This is a genomic window from Ruegeria sp. S84 (assembly GCF_056583445.1).
This window is the reverse complement of sequence record NZ_CM152618.1, coordinates 291,809-307,685: the sequence shown is the minus strand read 5'-3', so window position 1 is coordinate 307,685 and position 15,877 is coordinate 291,809. Positions and strand designations below refer to the sequence as shown.

The 15,877-nt window shown below is 52.6% G+C and carries 9 protein-coding genes and 1 pseudogene; 7 read left to right on the top strand and 3 right to left on the bottom strand.

The genetic code is table 11. From position 1 onward, the window contains the following. Positions 1-28: 28 nt before the first annotated feature. Positions 29-1,522, top strand: a complete 1,494-nt coding sequence (locus AC1DFB_RS01590; protein ID WP_170570601.1) for a DUF1254 domain-containing protein — start codon at positions 29-31, stop codon at positions 1,520-1,522. A gap of 239 nt (positions 1,523-1,761) precedes the next feature. Beyond that, positions 1,762-3,627 (top strand): AMP-binding protein, encoded by a 1,866-nt coding sequence (locus AC1DFB_RS01585; RefSeq protein WP_480921988.1) that lies wholly within the window; start codon positions 1,762-1,764, stop codon positions 3,625-3,627. A gap of 219 nt (positions 3,628-3,846) precedes the next feature. Here AC1DFB_RS01585 and AC1DFB_RS01580 read toward each other — a convergent pair whose 3' ends face one another. After that, on the bottom strand, positions 3,847-4,248 hold the full coding sequence (locus AC1DFB_RS01580; protein WP_480922637.1) for a GFA family protein: 402 nt from the start codon (positions 4,246-4,248) through the stop codon (positions 3,847-3,849). Between the two features lie 97 nt (positions 4,249-4,345). Then, positions 4,346-4,639 (bottom strand): putative quinol monooxygenase, encoded by a 294-nt coding sequence (locus AC1DFB_RS01575; RefSeq protein WP_039522545.1) that lies wholly within the window; start codon positions 4,637-4,639, stop codon positions 4,346-4,348. Between the two features lie 544 nt (positions 4,640-5,183). Between AC1DFB_RS01575 and AC1DFB_RS01570 the strand changes: the two genes are divergently transcribed. From AC1DFB_RS01570 to AC1DFB_RS01555, 4 genes are all read left to right on the top strand, one after another. Then, on the top strand, positions 5,184-12,179 hold the full coding sequence (locus AC1DFB_RS01570) for a GAF domain-containing protein (protein ID WP_480921987.1): 6,996 nt from the start codon (positions 5,184-5,186) through the stop codon (positions 12,177-12,179). Positions 12,180-12,182: 3 nt separating this feature from the next. Further along, complete coding sequence (locus tag AC1DFB_RS01565) at positions 12,183-12,524, top strand: Hpt domain-containing protein (protein ID WP_480921986.1); 342 nt, start codon at positions 12,183-12,185, stop codon at positions 12,522-12,524. Beyond that, positions 12,517-13,542 carry an adenylate/guanylate cyclase domain-containing protein gene (locus tag AC1DFB_RS01560; protein ID WP_480921985.1) on the top strand — a complete coding sequence of 342 codons (1,026 nt, stop codon included), beginning with the start codon at positions 12,517-12,519 and terminating at the stop codon, positions 13,540-13,542. Before AC1DFB_RS01565 ends, AC1DFB_RS01560 begins: the two co-directional genes overlap by 8 nt. 374 nt (positions 13,543-13,916) lie before the next feature. Then, the gene (locus AC1DFB_RS01555) at positions 13,917-14,375 is read left to right on the top strand and encodes a hypothetical protein (RefSeq protein ID WP_170644373.1); all 459 of its coding nucleotides are present in this window, start codon (positions 13,917-13,919) and stop codon (positions 14,373-14,375) included. Positions 14,376-14,587: 212 nt separating this feature from the next. On the opposite strand, the gene AC1DFB_RS01550 is transcribed toward AC1DFB_RS01555, so the two are convergent. Next, complete coding sequence (locus AC1DFB_RS01550) at positions 14,588-15,454, bottom strand: NAD(P)-dependent oxidoreductase (RefSeq protein ID WP_480686601.1); 867 nt, start codon at positions 15,452-15,454, stop codon at positions 14,588-14,590. A 102-nt stretch (positions 15,455-15,556) separates the two neighbouring features. On the opposite strand from AC1DFB_RS01550, the pseudogene AC1DFB_RS01545 reads away from it, so the two are divergent. Next, a pseudogene (locus tag AC1DFB_RS01545) lies at positions 15,557-15,700 on the top strand (LysR family transcriptional regulator); the annotation flags it as partial. Positions 15,701-15,877: the final 177 nt, after the last annotated feature.

Here is a 15,877-nt window from a genome sequence, read left to right as displayed (position 1 = left end):
CAAACAGTAATTCCCAATGGAGCGAACAATGAAAACAAAGTCGTTAGCTGTGCTGACTGCCCTGATACTCGCATCGCATTCTTCAGCCCAAGAATTCAAAGCCGACGTTCCTGAGAATGTTCTTACACCAGACAAGGTCGAGACCCAGACGCTTGGTGATCTGGAATTCTTCGATGGTATGCCATCACCTGAGACGGTGGAGAAAGTCTTCGACAACCTTGATCTGATCAGAGCAACGACTGCTTTCCTGGATGGCATGAAGATCGCTTCGCTTCGAGCTATGTTTCAGGGATACGAAGACTTGGGCGTCAATCCCAATGACGTCGTGATTGCAGAAGACCTGCTGGACGCGCGGTCCATCTGGCTGACGCCCAATACAACCACAATCTACATTGGTTCGAATGTCGATATCTCGGATGGCCCGATGGTGATTGAGGTTCCGGCAGGCCTGCTTGGGTTGCTTGATGACGCCGCGTTTGACTATGTGACGGATATCGGGGCGCTTGGCGCGGATAAGGGAGAAGGTGGCAAGTATCTACTTTTGCACAACGACGATGAAACGCCGGTGCCCGAGGGCTACTTCGAACTACGCACAAAGACATATGAGCACTGGTTGTTGCTAAGACGCTCGCCAGACGCAGACGGAGATACGGCTGGCCCTGTTGCCGAGATCAAGGCGGGTCTGAATATCTATCCGCTTAGTGAAGCGGACAATCCTCCCGCGGAAATTTTCCTGAATATCTCCGGTGTTCAACACAACACTGTTCACGCGAACAACGAAGACTTCTTTGAAGAGATCCACGTCGCACTCGAAAACAATCCAATTGGTGCGTTCAGTCCGGAAATTGTAGGAACGTTTGCTTCCATAGGGATCAGGAAGGGCGAGCCCTTCGAACCCGATGCCCGTATGCAGGCCATTTTCAAGGAGGCAGCAGCAATCGCAAACGCCACGGCGCGAGCGATCACGTATGCCTCGCGCGATCCGGGAGTTTTCTTTTATGAAGACCGGCAATGGAACTCACCGTTCCAACGCCAGAGCTATCTTTTTCTTGAGGACGGCGCGCGCATCCTCGATGATCGGTCGTACTTTTTCTATATGGCAACGGGCATAACGCCTGCGATGACCTCGCCACCGGTCGGGACGGGGTCTGTCTATGCGATGACAGCGCGAGACAGCAACGGACAGTACCTTGACGGCTCAAAAACCTATAAGGTAACGCTACCGGCGCCGGTTCCCGCCAAAAACTTTGCGTCGTTTATGTTGTATAGCGGACAGACTCGGTCAATCCTTGAAACTGACCAGCAATCCGGTGGTATCGACTCTAATAGACCGGGGATAAAACCGAATGAGGATGGGAGTACCAGCATCTATTTTGGTCCAGAAGCCCCAGAAGGTTGGGAGAACAACTGGGCGCAAACCATGCCCGGGCAAAGCTTCAACGTGATGATGCGCCTCTACGGCCCGCTCGAGCCTTGGTTCGACAAGACCTGGCGTCCCGGTGATCTGGAACTGGTAGAATAAAGCGACAACCGCGACTATCGGGCGACGCTACTTTTTGGCGTCGTCTGACATTTTTTCGGTGTCCGCTTCGGGCTCGAAGAAGACATTCGCTGTCCAAAGCATGAATGTCTGCTGTGCGGGACAAAGCGGCCTTTCGTAGATTGGCTTGTTTTTGTGCTTTATCTTGTATGTTGGTGTTGCAAAGTTCGGCTGCTCGACCAAAGCTCAGGTGACACTTTCCTGAAGTTGAAGGAGATCCCATGGTCAATCTGGGCACGCAGCCAATCAGGACTCAAAGTGATATTTCTGAGTTCGAAGAAGAAATGACGCTTGAAGAGCGTTTACCTGAACAAAGCATCTTGGATGTCTTTATCAACAGCGCTGACCGCGATCCTGATGCGACTGCGCTGACAATGCTGATGACCGGAACTGAAGACGAAGAGCCGCGTCGTGTGACATATAAACAGTTGCTGGGACAGATAATGCGCGCTGCAAATCTCTTTGCGGCGATTGGAGGTGAAGCGCCGGGCGTTGCGTTTATGCTGCCCGCTTTGATTGAAACCCACGTCACTTTGTGGGGAGCAGAAACAGCTGGGTACGCTGTTCCGATCAATTTTCTTTTGCAGCCTGAGAGCATAGCAGAACTTCTCAAAGCCTCCGAGGCAAAGATCCTTGTTGCTCTTGGCCCTCATCCACGGCTGGACATTTGGGAGAAAGCTCTAGCAATGCGGGAGCAGGTTCCGGGCCTCGTACTTGTGCGCGTTTCTCCGCCGGGTACACCGCCCGAAGAAGGAGTTATTGATCTTGCCAGTGCTTTGATGGCCCAACCTGATGATCATCTGACTTTTGGGGAGGCGCGTAGGGGTTCAGATCTGGCGGCCTATTTTCACACCGGGGGCACAACCGGTGTGCCAAAGCTTGTTGCGCACACCCACCGCAGCCAGCTGGTCGCAGCATTCGGGGGAGCTGTAATGTGCGGCTTTCGCTCCGATGACGTATTTACCGCTACTTTTCCTCTTTTTCACGTCGCCGGAACGATTGTCGGCGGCCTCAGTTGCTTTATGGCAGGCGTTGAACTGCTCGTAATGACTCCTGCCGGTCTGCGAAACCCAGCAGTTGTCGCAAGCTTTTGGCGTCTTGTTGCAGAATATAAGGTTACAATTGTTGGCGGCGTACCAACTGCTATTGGGGCGATTTTGCAAACGCCAATCGGCGATCATGACATCTCGCACGTGCGGGCGGGCGCGACTGGTGCTTCATTGCTACCGCCTGCGGTCGGGCAGAAGTTCAAGGAAGTGACCGGCTGCACTCTTTTTGAAATTCTGGGCATGACGGAAGCTTCCGGATTGATCAGTATCGATCCACTCTGCGGTACGGGTACTGCAGGTTCAGTTGGCTGGGCGTTACCTTACACAAATGTCGACGTTCTAAAGCTGGAAAGCGATGGTGGTCTTGGAGCGGTGTGTGAGATTGGCGAAATCGGTGTTGTAGCCATCAAAGGTCCTCACGTGTCGCCCGGTTACAGCGTTACAGAATTCAACAGTGAGGTGTTCGTAGACGGTGTCCTGAATTCGGGCGACTTGGGGTACAAAGATGCGAATGGGTGCCTTTATGTTGCCGGACGCTCGAAAGATCTGATTATCCGAAGCGGCCACAATATCGATCCGGTCATGATTGAAAATGCGATGAGTACCCACCCTGCTGTCGCGTTAGCAGCAGCGGTCGGCATGCCCGATCCTTATGCCGGAGAACTGCCGATATGTTTCATTCAGGTCCACACATCCGATGAGGTTACCGTTGAAGACCGAATGGCACATGCTCAGAACACTATCGATGAAAGACCAGCTTGGCCGAAGATCATTAAGATTGTTGATGAGATACCGCTGACGTCAGTCGGCAAAATCTTCAAGCCCAGTCTGCGGTGCGATGCTGCAAGGCTGGTAGTATCAAATCTGCTTCGTGAACAACTGAAGTTGCCCGACGCTCACGTGCAAGTGGAGGCCGGTGAGCCACGCGGACTTTGCGTCACAGTGAGCCTTTCTGGGACAGACGCGTCGTCTAGGCCCAGCGTTGAAGAGAAGCTTCAAGACTTCCTTTTCGAGACGCGCGTTGAAGTCGGATCGTAGGGGACAACTCTCAAAATGGCTCAAATTGCCAATCGCAAAAAATATTGTGTTGCCGGTGGCCATTGTGCGAGCCTTTTGATTGTTCAGCTGCTAAATGCAATCACAGAATCCAGTTCCCATGACAACGGCTGCAATGGGCTCAGAGCAGCCGTTTGATGGGTTCTGTCTGAGTGACCGCTACGCGGACAAAGCTGCCATTCAGTCTCAGCGACTGATCCGTCAGGATAGAGCAGTCTCCAAACGTTCCAACGAATTCTGCGGCCACACCTCATCGAATTTGTAAAATTCCTCGAAGTTAGGAATTTCCTCGCTGAGTGGCACCCAGGCCTGTTTGCTGCTCGTGAAAATCTGTGCATCCGGAGGACATTGATCTGGGTTGTCCAGTGTTCCGACGCGCACGTACCTTAGCTTTCCAAGGCGGATCATGTAGCTGCTAAAAACGGCGACGCCGCAATCCCTACAGCGCGTAATAATCTGACCTTTCCCGCTTGGAGTGGAGAGCTCATTTTCGGTGATTGGCCCTTTGCACGTCACGCGATCAGCCTCAATGATTGCGTTCAAGACGTAGGCTGCCCCGGTTTGTCGCTGACATTCGCTACAGTGGCAACAATGCACGAACATGGGTTGTGATGTCATCTGATACGTTACGGCTCCGCAGCCGCATTTCCCTTTGATCATTATTTCCCCCGAGTTGTTTCCCAGCGTTCAGCCATGGCCCTTATTGGACCAGCTCATAATGCTTGATAGAACGCGACTCGACCAATTCCGCCTCCGCCGGATCGATATGCGGGCTCTGGTAGTTTTCGCCGACAAAAGCCTTTAGAGCCTCTAGGTTTTCCCACACCATGACAAAGCTGAATTCTCGTGGTGTGTCAGCACGTGCGGCACCAGGAAACACTTGAACGATGCCTTTAGTACCCCTCATCAAGGGTATGGCTGTTTCATGGAAGAACTTGCTGAACTCTTCCTCTTTGCCTGGCCGAGTCACGACCTGAAAAATGCGCATGATCATTCATCCGACCTCCGTGAAGTACGGTTCCTGAATGTATGAGCGCCTCTGGTTCTATGACCATATCATTTTGCTACGGGTGTGTCTGCTTTAGGCTCCGACGTGGCCATTCTCCGCGGCCTGCATGAATAGCTGGTCGCAGCCCGAAGCGGACATTGAGAACTGAGTTTTGCACCCTCAGCGGGTAGTACCTGAACATAAATCTTCAAAAGCCGTTTGGGTGCCGCACAATACTGCATTGATGCGAGGCTCGCGGCCGCACTCGCTTCGAACAATGTCAGATTAAGCACCATTCAGGTTGAGCTTAGCGGTTGCCGGCCAATCATCTCTATTGCGCTGGAACCAGCTGTGATCACCTGCGAAAGGAGTTTCAAAGCTGCCCTCACCATCAGTTTGACCGCGCCTTTTCCGCCCATGATCACTCCATAAAGTCATTGATTGAAGCGCATGGAGCATATCCCTCAAAGAAACTCTGTGACTTCTATCGTATGCCCTCTAAACTCCGGTCTTGTGTGTTTCATTAGTTTGCGTGGGGGCACGAACCCAGGTGGGTGGAAAGAAGGCATTAACAGAGACTGCTGATTCAGCGTCACCATCTGCGCAAAGCTCTGGGCTTAGCGCAGATGATCAGCAGGCTCGGTTCGAAGCCACCGCGCGGGTTATGCAAGCGATCTCCGAGACCAAGGACGACATCCAACCAGTATGCGACCTGATTGTAACGCTGGCAAAAGATCTGTGTGATGCCTTTTTTGCCGGTCTGGTACTCGGGCAAGAAGGGGATGCTCGTCAGCAACTGGTTGCCAGCGTCAATTTACACCCGGATATTCAACAGCTCTGGCTCGACGGCAAATACACGATGGAGCCAGGCAACTCCATCGTGGCTGACACTATTCTCAGCGGTGAGACCAAGCGTGTTGTCGACATGGGCGACACCGATTTCCATAAATCGGGAGATGAGCGCTTTAAGCTCATTGTCGACACGCATGGGTGCAGGAGCAATCTCTTTGTTCCATTGAAAGTGGGTGGCAGCGCAATCGGATGCCTGATGTTGGCACGGGATGAGGTGCGACCTTATTCCGACGATCAGGCCCAGCTGGTTGAAACTTTCGCCGCACAAGCGGTCATTGCAATCGAAAATGTTCGACAGTTTAGCGAGTTGCAGGTGCGTCTGGCGCGTGAAGGTGCCACGCGTGATGTTCTGGAGACGATCAGTCGGTCTCGGGATGATGAAGCGCCGGTATTTCAGACGATCTTGGAAAACACGGCGCGGCTTTGCGAAACAGATGTAGCAACGTTGAGCCTGCTAAATGACGCGGGAACTCATTTGGAATACGCGGCCCATTTTGGTGATCAATTGGCTACATACAAGGTCGGCGTGGATCGCTGGTCTCTGGACTCAAATTTACAAATTGCTGAGTCCGTGCGGGAAGCGCGCGTCATTCACAACGTCGATTTGCGCGAGACAGACCACTACATCAATGGGGATCCTTGGCGCCGGCAACTGGTTGATGAGGAAGGTGTTCGTTCGTTTCTGACGGTTCCTTTGATGTCGGCAAATGGTGACCCCGTAGGTGTCATCGGGATTTACCGGCGCGAAGTGCGACCCTTTTCCGATGACGAGATTTCTTTTGTCGAGAGCTTTGCCGCGCAAGCCGTCATTGCCCTCGATAACACACGTCAAATGAAAGAGCTGCACACTCAGCTAGAACGCCAAGCGGCGACGCAGGAGGTTCTAAGTGTTATCAGCAAAAGCCGGGACAATGACGGACGAGTCTTTGAAGCCGTGCTTCAGCAGGCCACTGAAATCTGTGACGCAGATCAGGCGGCGCTGGTTTTGGTCAACGCTGCGGGAACCCACATTCAATTGGCTGGTGCATGGGGACACGATAGAACCGATGTCGAATTGGGAGAAGAGTGGCCTCTTGATGGGTCGGTCACGGCGGCGGCGGCGATACGAAATTGCAAGGTTGTACGCGTCGAGGACATCGCCGACACAGAGTTCTACCGCTCGGGTGATCCTACTGCTGTTACAATGGTCGAGGTCGAAGGCATCAGGTCACGGGTCGTGGTGCCCCTGATGCAGGGGGAACAGGCGATAGGTGCTATTGCGGTTAGCCGCCGTGAAGTCCGCCCGTTTTCTGATCCCGACGTGCAATTCATCGAAGAGTTCGCCAAACACGCAGTCATAGCGATAGAAAACACGCGCCAATTTCGAGAGGTTCAGGAGCGACTGGAGCGCGAAAAAGCATCGCGAGAAATCCTCGAAGTCATCAGTCGTAGCCGCGACGACGAAAGACCTGTATTCCAAAGCATTCTCGAAAACTCCAGCCGTTTGTGCAAAGCCCCGCTGGCGTTTTTATGTGTCGCTGATAACGACCGTGGGCTCGCAACGATCCCGGCCAATATCGGCGCAAGAACCGATTTTGACGAAGCGCTCAAAAACTTTGTAGAGCCGCTAACACGCACGGAATTAATTGCGATCAAACCAATGATCGATGGCGAGGTCATTCGCCAGGACGATATCGCGGACGATCCCCTGTACTTCAGGGATCGTGACCCGAAACGGGTTCAGATGGTTGAGATTGAAGGTGCCCGCTCGGTGCTGGCAGTTCCGTTGATGAAGGATGGCCTGGGTCTCGGTGTAATTGTCCTCTACCGCCGGGAAGTCGCACCTTTCTCAGACGACGATGTCGCTTTGGTTCAAACCTTTGCAGCTCAAGCCGTTATCGCAATGGAGAACGTCCGCCAGTTCCGCGAAGTCCAGGATCGCACGGCGGAAGTGACGCAGGCTTTGGAATACCAGACCTCTACATCCGAAGTGCTGCGGGTGATTTCGGCATCACCAAATGAGTTGGCCCCTGTTCTCGACGCTATCCTCAAAGAAGCGTCTCGCATCTGCGAATTGCAGGATGCCTATGTTGCGATGCTGAACCCCGACGATCAGTTTTTTCATGTTCATGCGATACTCACGCAGGACACGACCTTTGCGGAATATGTCAAAGCGCATCCTATTTCGCCTGATGAAAGCGGTGTAAGCGGGCGCGCCATTCTGTCGAAACGCACTGTCTATATCGAAGATATCGAAACCGAGACCTCTTATACCTGGATAGAAGACAGCGGCGTCGGGGAATATCGGTCCGTGCTCGGGGTCCCATTGGTTAAGAATGGCGAGGTCGTGGGTGTAATTTCGGTCGGGTCAACCGAGGTTTCGGGATTTTCCACCAAACAGATTCAGTTATTAGAAACCTTTGCCGACCAAGCCAATATCGCCATTACGAATGCCAACCTGTTCCGAGAAGTGGAGGAACGCACTGCCGAAGTCGTGCAGTCACTAGAATACCAGACTGCCACGTCAGAAGTATTGGATGTCATCTCTCGTTCGCCCAACGATCTTCCTCGAGTGCTAGATGCAATCCTGGAAGTTTCCTCACGTATCTGCGACCCAGAATATGCATTCTTCGCAATGCGGGATGCTGACGATGGTTTGTACCGTGTGGCCGTGTCCCACAAAGTGAGCGATGCGTTTCTTAACTATTTGTCAGACAACCCTATTGCCCCGGAGGAAGGCTCGTGCATAGGCCGCACGGCTCTTCATGGCAAGACTGTATACATAAAAGATACGAGCAAGGATCCAACTTACACATGGAAAGTGGCGGCGGAGATCGGTGACTACCTCACCACTCTCGGCGTTCCCTTAGTCAGCGACGGCGTGACCGTTGGTGTTATCGTCATGGCGCACCGGAAGCCGGGGGCGTTTAGCGAAAAACAGGTCAACCTGTTAGAGACATTCGCATCCCAGGCTGTAATCGCCATCAACAACGCCCGGTTGTTCAGAGAAGTGCAAGCACGCACCGCAGAAGTTGAAGAAGCGCTGGACTATCAAACAGCCACGTCTGAAGTATTGGGAGTGATCTCGCGCTCGCCAAATGAACTCGAACCAGTTCTCAAAGCTATTTTGCAGGTGGCGGTTCGCATCTGCAAACCCGAAGCGTCTTACGTCGCACTTCTAAACGAAGAAACCGGGATTTATGACATTGCTACGACCCACAATTCCGCCGCAGCTCACAACGACATCATAAACCGTCAGGTTTTTGTTCCAGACAACGGCACGACAACAGGACGCGTCGCACTAACAGGCAAAACGGTGTACATTGAAGATTTTGAGCACGACCCGGATTATGCTTGGAAAGAAGAAGCACTGGGTGCCGGATTTCGTTCATCTTTGGGGGTTCCGCTCGTAAAGGATGGGGTCACGCTCGGCGTGATTTCACTTGCTCATTCGAAAATTAGGGCGTTCTCAGACAAGCAGATAGCCTTGGTCGAAACATTCGCCTCACAAGCGGTAATTGCACTTGGAAATGCGCACCTATTCGACGAGGTGACAGCCCGAACGGCAGAAGTTGAGGAATCGTTAGAGTACCAAAAAGCCACAAACGAGGTGCTCGAAGTTATTTCTCGATCTCCCGACGCATTGGAGCCTGTACTGGAAGCATTGCTGGCCGTTTCATCTCGCATTTGCCGCCTACAGGATGCCTTCGTGGCGCTTAAGACACCCGAAGATGGAAAGTACCATTATTTTGCCGGACACAATGTGTCGAACAATTTCGCGGACTTTCTAAAAGCCCATCCTTTTGAACCCGGGGAAACGTCGGCTACAGCCCGTGCGCTTCTGCATGGAAGGGCTGACTATGTTGAGGACACTCAAGCTGACACTAACTACGATCCGCTGCTCAAGTCCAATCTCGAAGGCTATCGATCCGTTCTTTCCGTCCCGCTGATCCGTGATGGAGACACAATTGGTGTTATCAGCATGGGGAGCCGAACGGCGGCCGCCTTTGACGAAATACAAATCAAGCAAATGGAGACCTTCGCGTCCCAAGCGATAATCGCAATTCAAAACTCGCAACTTTTCAACGAAACGCAGACCGCCCTCGCGCGCCAAACCGCAAGCGCGGACGTCTTAAGGGTAATCTCTGAGTCCCCAACAGATACCAAGCCGGTTTTTGAAAAGATTGTTGGACTGGCGACGACCCTCATAGATTGCGACCTGTCGATTGCTATTCAGGCGAACAAGACTGAACTTTGGCAGATCGCCGCTGCGACACCCGATGGCGTCGAAGAAATCACATGGACCGAGCGCCTGCCAATTGATCCCGAAGACAATTTACCGTCCAAAGCAATCAAGAACGGCAAGACCTTGCATTTGCCCGAATGGCGGTACGATGAGCTACCCCCACGTGATCAAGAGATCATCCGCAGGAAAGGGTTCAAGTCTTCGCTGACAGTGCCGCTGATGCGCGGGGAGGAATGTTTCGGTGCCTTGGTATTCATCCGAAAAACGGCAAAAGTTTTCAGCGAAGATGAGGTCGCCATTGCCGAGTCCTTCGCCGATCAGGCAATCATCGCTCTGGAAAACGTTCGCTTGTTTAATGAAACGCAAGCTTCCCTGGCACGTCAGACTGCGAGTGCGGACGTTCTACGGGTGATCAGTCAGTCTCCTGACGACATCAAGCCAGTCTTCGAGGCAATCGCTGAAGCAGGTGTGCGGTTGGTTTCCTCTGATATGGTTGCAGCTATGACCGCTCAAGGTAACACGTTCGAGGTGCTTGCGCGGGTGAGTGCAGACGGTGTTGCCGCCCTTGAAGGAAACCAGAGTTTCCCTATCGACCCGGATCCGATGTCCAGTTTTCCCGCTCAGGTTCTTCATGAGAAGAAGATGCTCCACCTTCCGGATTGGGATACGCTCGAACTCTCACCGTTCGAGCAGATTACGTATGATCGTCATGGCGTTCGCGCGGCTCTGTTGCTCCCCCTGATGAAAGGCAAGGCTTGTCTGGGTGTGTTAGTGTTTGCTCGGAAAACAGCCGGCGCATTTACCAAAGATGAGATTGACCTCGCCTACTCGTTTGCAGACCAGGCGGTAATTGCCATCGAGAACGTGCGTCTATTCCGCGAGGCCGAAGAGGCGCGAAAAGTTGCTGAGGAAGCAAACGAAGCAAAAAGCGCTTTCCTGGCGACGATGTCTCACGAAATTCGAACGCCAATGAATGCCGTTATCGGGATGAGCGGGCTGTTGATGGACACAGAGTTGGACGCAGAACAAAGCGACTACGCCAATACGATCCGCGACAGCGGCGATGCGCTTTTGGGTATCATCAACGAGATCCTCGATTTCTCGAAAATTGAGGCCGGACAGATGGATATCGAAAATCATCCGTTCGACCTGCGCGAATGTGTAGAAAGCGCGCTCGATTTAATCAGCGGCAAGGCTGCCGAGAAACAACTCGATTTGGCCTATGAGTTCGATGATTCACTTCCGCTGGCGATTAGCGCCGATTTAACGAGACTACGGCAGATTCTGCTAAATCTTCTTTCCAACGCCGTGAAGTTCACCGAAAGCGGCGAAGTAGTTCTGTCTGTTGAGCAATCCGCTAAGGTGCAGGGAATGCTGGAGCTGACGTTTAAAGTCCGAGACACCGGAATCGGCCTATCCAAAAAAGGCATGAGTCGACTATTTCAGTCTTTCAGTCAGGCAGATAGTTCAACGACCAGGAAATATGGCGGCACTGGTCTGGGTCTTGCGATCTCGAAACGCCTTGCGGAACTTATGGGTGGGACCATGTGGGCTGAAAGCGATGGCGAGGGGAGCGGTTCCACTTTTATTTTCAAGATCCAGGCAAAACCTGCGAAACCAGTTAAGTCGTCTTCTCGCAGTCTTGTCGGCGTTCAGCCTGAACTCGAAGGAAAGCGAATTTTGATGGTAGACGACAATGCCACCAATCGTAAAATCCTGTCTCTTCAAACCGAGAAATGGGGCACGCAGACTACGACCTGTGAGTCTCCGTTCGAAGCGCTGAGCATACTAGAAGAAGGCGTCGAGTTCGATTTAGCCATTCTCGACATGCATATGCCCGAAATGGATGGAGAAGAGCTTGCCAAAAAGGTTCGCGTGAAGAAGCCGGGTCTACCACTCATCCTTTTCAGTTCACTTGGCCCGCGAGACATAGACATGGAGGATGGGCCCTTTGCTGCCAACCTTGCCAAACCTTTGCGCCAATCCCACCTGTTCGACTCCCTGGTCACACTGTTCGCGACTGAAAAGGTGCGAATAAAGCCGTCCAAACCACAGGACAAACCTCAAACAGATTCGGATATGGCGACGCGACATCCACTGCGAATTTTGCTGGCAGAGGACAATTTGGTGAACCAGAAACTTGCACTCCGACTGCTCGAGCAGATGGGTTACCGCGCGGATTTGGCCAGCAATGGCGCTGAGGCAGTCGAAAGCGTAAACCGGCAAACATACGATGTCGTTTTCATGGATGTGCAAATGCCCGAGATGGATGGCCTTGAAGCGTCTCGCCGTATCAACGAAGCGCATTCGAATCGAAGTCGTCCTCGCATTATCGCGATGACCGCGAACGCAATGCAGGGGGACCGTGAGATGTGCCTGGATGCAGGTATGGACGACTATATCACCAAACCAATCCGCGTACCTGTCCTTATCGAAGCCCTGTTAAATTCCCCAAGAATAAGAAGGTGATCCATGACAGACAGCCCAATAGACCATGAAATCTACATGGAGCTAACAGACGCCACAGGCGAAGACTTTGCTGCTGAGCTTGTGAACACCTTTCTCGATGAAGCGCCCAGTATGATAGTCGAATTGAAAGCGGCTGCGGCTGCGGCCGATGCTGACCGTTACCGGCGTGCTGCACATTCCATCAAGTCGAACGCCAACACATTTGGTGCAACGGCTCTTGCCGAACTGGCCAGGAAAGTCGAACTCGGAGAACTGCCCGAGACCGGAGACCTAACAGATGCGACGGCGCTGGAGACAGCCCTCACCACTGCCGCCGCCGCGTTACGGAGCCTGATTGATGACTGACGCTCCCGGCCATTTGCTCATCGTCGACGACAACAAGGTGAACCGCTTGCTTTTGTCGCGCAGCGTAGAGCTATTGGGTCACCAAGCATCGGTCGCTGAAAACGGCCGGGTCGCGATGGAGATGTTGTCTAACCAGCCATTTGACTTGCTTTTACTGGATATCGAAATGCCGGAAATGGACGGTTTCCAGGTTCTTGAGGCCGTGAAATCGGACACTGAACTTCGCGATCTGCCAGTGATAGTGACGTCATCAGTTGAGGGTCTCGACAACGTCGTGCGGTGCATTGAACTGGGTGCAGAAGACTACCTGCCAAAACCAGTCAATAAGACACTCCTCAGCGCGCGCGTCTCCAGCGGCCTTGAAAAGAAAAGACTCAGGGACGAACAGAAGCGACTGCTAGAGCGCTTTGCGACAACAGAAGTTGCACAAGACCTGCAAGAGTCCGGTTTCGCAATAGGTGGCAAACGTGCCAACGCTTCGGTCCTCTTCTGTGACATTCGGGGCTTCACGACCCTATCGGAAGATCTCGCTCCCGAGGAAACAATCGACCTGCTTAACACTTTCTACACGTTGATGTTCGAGGCTGTTACCAGCAATGGCGGGATTGTCAGCCTGATGTTGGGAGACGGTTTGATGGCTCTTTTTGGAGTTCCGCAGTCGTTGTCCAACTCCGCGCAAAGTGCAGTGGCGGCAGGGCATGAAATGCACAACATGATTGAGATGTTAAATCTCGAACGGCATTCAGAAGGGAAAAGTGACCTTAAAATCGGTATCGGAATAGCGACTGGAGAAGTCGTCGCTGGTTATGCCGGCACAGACAACAGGGCGACGTATACGTGTATTGGATCCACTGTAAACCTTGCGGCACGCCTGGAGGCGGAAACGCAGAAAACTGGAAACCGAATTCTTATTGATCAAGAAACCTGTAATCTGTTGGAAAGGGCTAATGTATTGGAGACATATGTCGGCACTAGGATCAAAGGTTTCTCCGATCCGTTCGACATCCATGCGATATGACCATCCATTTAATGTTGTAAGCGCATTCGCGTCGGGTGCGGGTGCGCTCACGGATTTGTTTTTCGCCCAGAGATTTCATTTTGGCCAGGTAATTAGGAACTAGATATTGTTAGACTTTGCAGAGTCCGCTTTCTGCGCATTGCTGCAATTGGGGCATCGCGCCGCATCGGTCAAAGTGGGCTCGACGTGGCCATTCTCCGCGGCCTGCATGAATAGCTGGTCGCAGCCCGAAGCGGACCTTCATCACCAAGCTTTGCAATCTCTGAGATGCGGGACGAAGCTGACTTTTCAGGTCCGGCTATGCGTTCCTTTCCTAGCAATAAATAACATAGGCTCTATCATGCTGGCGTTGCCCCACTGTCGAAGGAAACAACATGTTGCGTTCAATGCTAATCCCCGCAGTTCTCATTGCACCTCATTGTCTGACTGCTGCAGAGAAAGTGTCGGCAACGAACTTCTATGTCGTCAACCAAGAGCAAATTTCCGCGGGCGAGGACGTGTTCTGGAAAGAGGACAACTATGGGACTTATACCGTTGACGAGGGACCAATCGATCCTGGTTTTGTCCGGTGCGTGGGCTCGGGTTTCGGCGGACCCAGCGGTGTCAGCGGCGGTGGCGTCTGTGTTTATGGTGAAGAAGAGGACACGTTCACCATGAGATGGGAGGTTGTTGCCTTCGGCGTCAACAACTGGCGGATAGTTTCCTCTACCGGCAAATATTCGGGGATGACTGGAAGTGGAACGACCAAAACACGTGTGGCGTCAAAATTCCTGGCGCTACCGCACCGTATTTCTGACTGGGAAGGCGAGGTTGCCTTGCCCGCTAGGGATTGAAACTCGAACTGAAATGGTCGGGGATGATGCTGATTTGAAAGGTTGGCAAAGCCCGCATTGGGCTCGTTGGCGCCTTTCGTTACTTTTCACATTAATGACAGGTGGCAGCCCAAACTAGACATTGGCGCCGAAACTTCGCAATCCCGTGTATGCAGCTTTGCAGCCGTTTTTTGTCCAAGTCGAACTACCATTCTGACAGAAATCGCCCGACGTTATCCGGCGTCCGCCATGTGCTCGACCAACGAGGTCAATTGTTTGTCCCCATATCCATCCGCCCACGCCGCTTTTGTGCGGTCATGCATCATTCGGATAAAGTCAGCTGGTGCATTCAGAGAAACGCAGGTCTTTAGCGCGTCCTCTTGGGCCAATGCGTAGACTTTCAACGAGGCTTCGGCGTCGTCATAGTCCTCGGTTGGAACGGTACGGACAAAGAGATCGTGGTAGTCATTTACCAGCTTGATCGTCGCAGGAAGTTGATCGGCATAGACCTGCATAGGAACACCAGCTTTCTGGCAAACCAGTGCGCCGTATATCATCCCAAACATGAACCCTTGCCGGACAGTGAAGAGACCAGCAAAAAGTGCTGCAAGAGCTGCGGGTTTCTCACCGACTTGAGCGGACTTTCCCCCAAGAGACCTTATCACTTCGCCGTAGCGATCCCAAGTTCCGGCACTGCCCACGGTAAGGATGGTGGTGTCGCTGCTACCGATGCCGGAAGGGTATGCATTGATCATGCCCAGCATGTAGTCTGCGTTTTTTTCGCTGAGAAATGAGACCAGTGAATCAGCATCGGACGTGTCGCCGGTGCTCATGTCGCAGATTGTTTTCCCCTTCAACGATACACTTAGACCGCTGATCAAATCGACAGTTTCCTTGTGACTTTTGATACAGACGATGACGAAATCGGACGCGGCAACAGCATCTTCCGGCGATACGCAAATAACTGCACCTACCTTTGCAAACGGCTTTGTCTTTTCAGGTGTCCGATTCCAGACGCAGACGCTGTAACCTAATTTGAGCAGGCAATGCGCCAGCGCAGAACCCATGTTGCCCAATCCGAGTACCGCAAGCGTTTCCATGGTTCCCTCCTGTTCTGGTCATTGGTGTTTCACGTCAACATGCGTGAGAATTGAGAAATCGCGTAGTTGTAAATTTTTCTGTATTGTAAGATTTTCTGACTTATGGATTGGCACACGTTACCTTCGTTGACGTCTCTCAGAGCCTTTGCCGCCGCCGCAGAGTTTAGAAACTTGACCCGCGCAGCAGAGGCGCTGAATGTGACCCATTCCGCGGTCAGCCAACAAATCCGAGGCCTGGAGCAGCACCTAGGAACCCAGCTTGTTACTCGGACGCGACACGGTATCGCTCTGACTGCACAGGGAGAATTCTTAGCGGCAGGTCTGCATGAAGCATTCGCCTCAATGGCGTCCCTGACTGAGAGCATATCAAGTGCAGAGGCGGTTCGCCCGCTGGTAGTCAGTGCGACACCGATGTTTTCAAGC

Coding starts and splice junctions, on each gene's coding strand:
- AC1DFB_RS01580 (WP_480922637.1), bottom strand. CDS start 4,248: ATGTTCGTGCATTGTTGCCACTGTAGCGAATGTCAGCGACAAACCGGG.
- AC1DFB_RS01550 (WP_480686601.1), bottom strand. CDS start 15,454: ATGGAAACGCTTGCGGTACTCGGATTGGGCAACATGGGTTCTGCGCTG.
- AC1DFB_RS01565 (WP_480921986.1), top strand. CDS start 12,183: ATGACAGACAGCCCAATAGACCATGAAATCTACATGGAGCTAACAGAC.
- AC1DFB_RS01575 (WP_039522545.1), bottom strand. CDS start 4,639: ATGATCATGCGCATTTTTCAGGTCGTGACTCGGCCAGGCAAAGAGGAA.
- AC1DFB_RS01585 (WP_480921988.1), top strand. CDS start 1,762: ATGGTCAATCTGGGCACGCAGCCAATCAGGACTCAAAGTGATATTTCT.
- AC1DFB_RS01555 (WP_170644373.1), top strand. CDS start 13,917: ATGTTGCGTTCAATGCTAATCCCCGCAGTTCTCATTGCACCTCATTGT.
- AC1DFB_RS01560 (WP_480921985.1), top strand. CDS start 12,517: ATGACTGACGCTCCCGGCCATTTGCTCATCGTCGACGACAACAAGGTG.
- AC1DFB_RS01590 (WP_170570601.1), top strand. CDS start 29: ATGAAAACAAAGTCGTTAGCTGTGCTGACTGCCCTGATACTCGCATCG.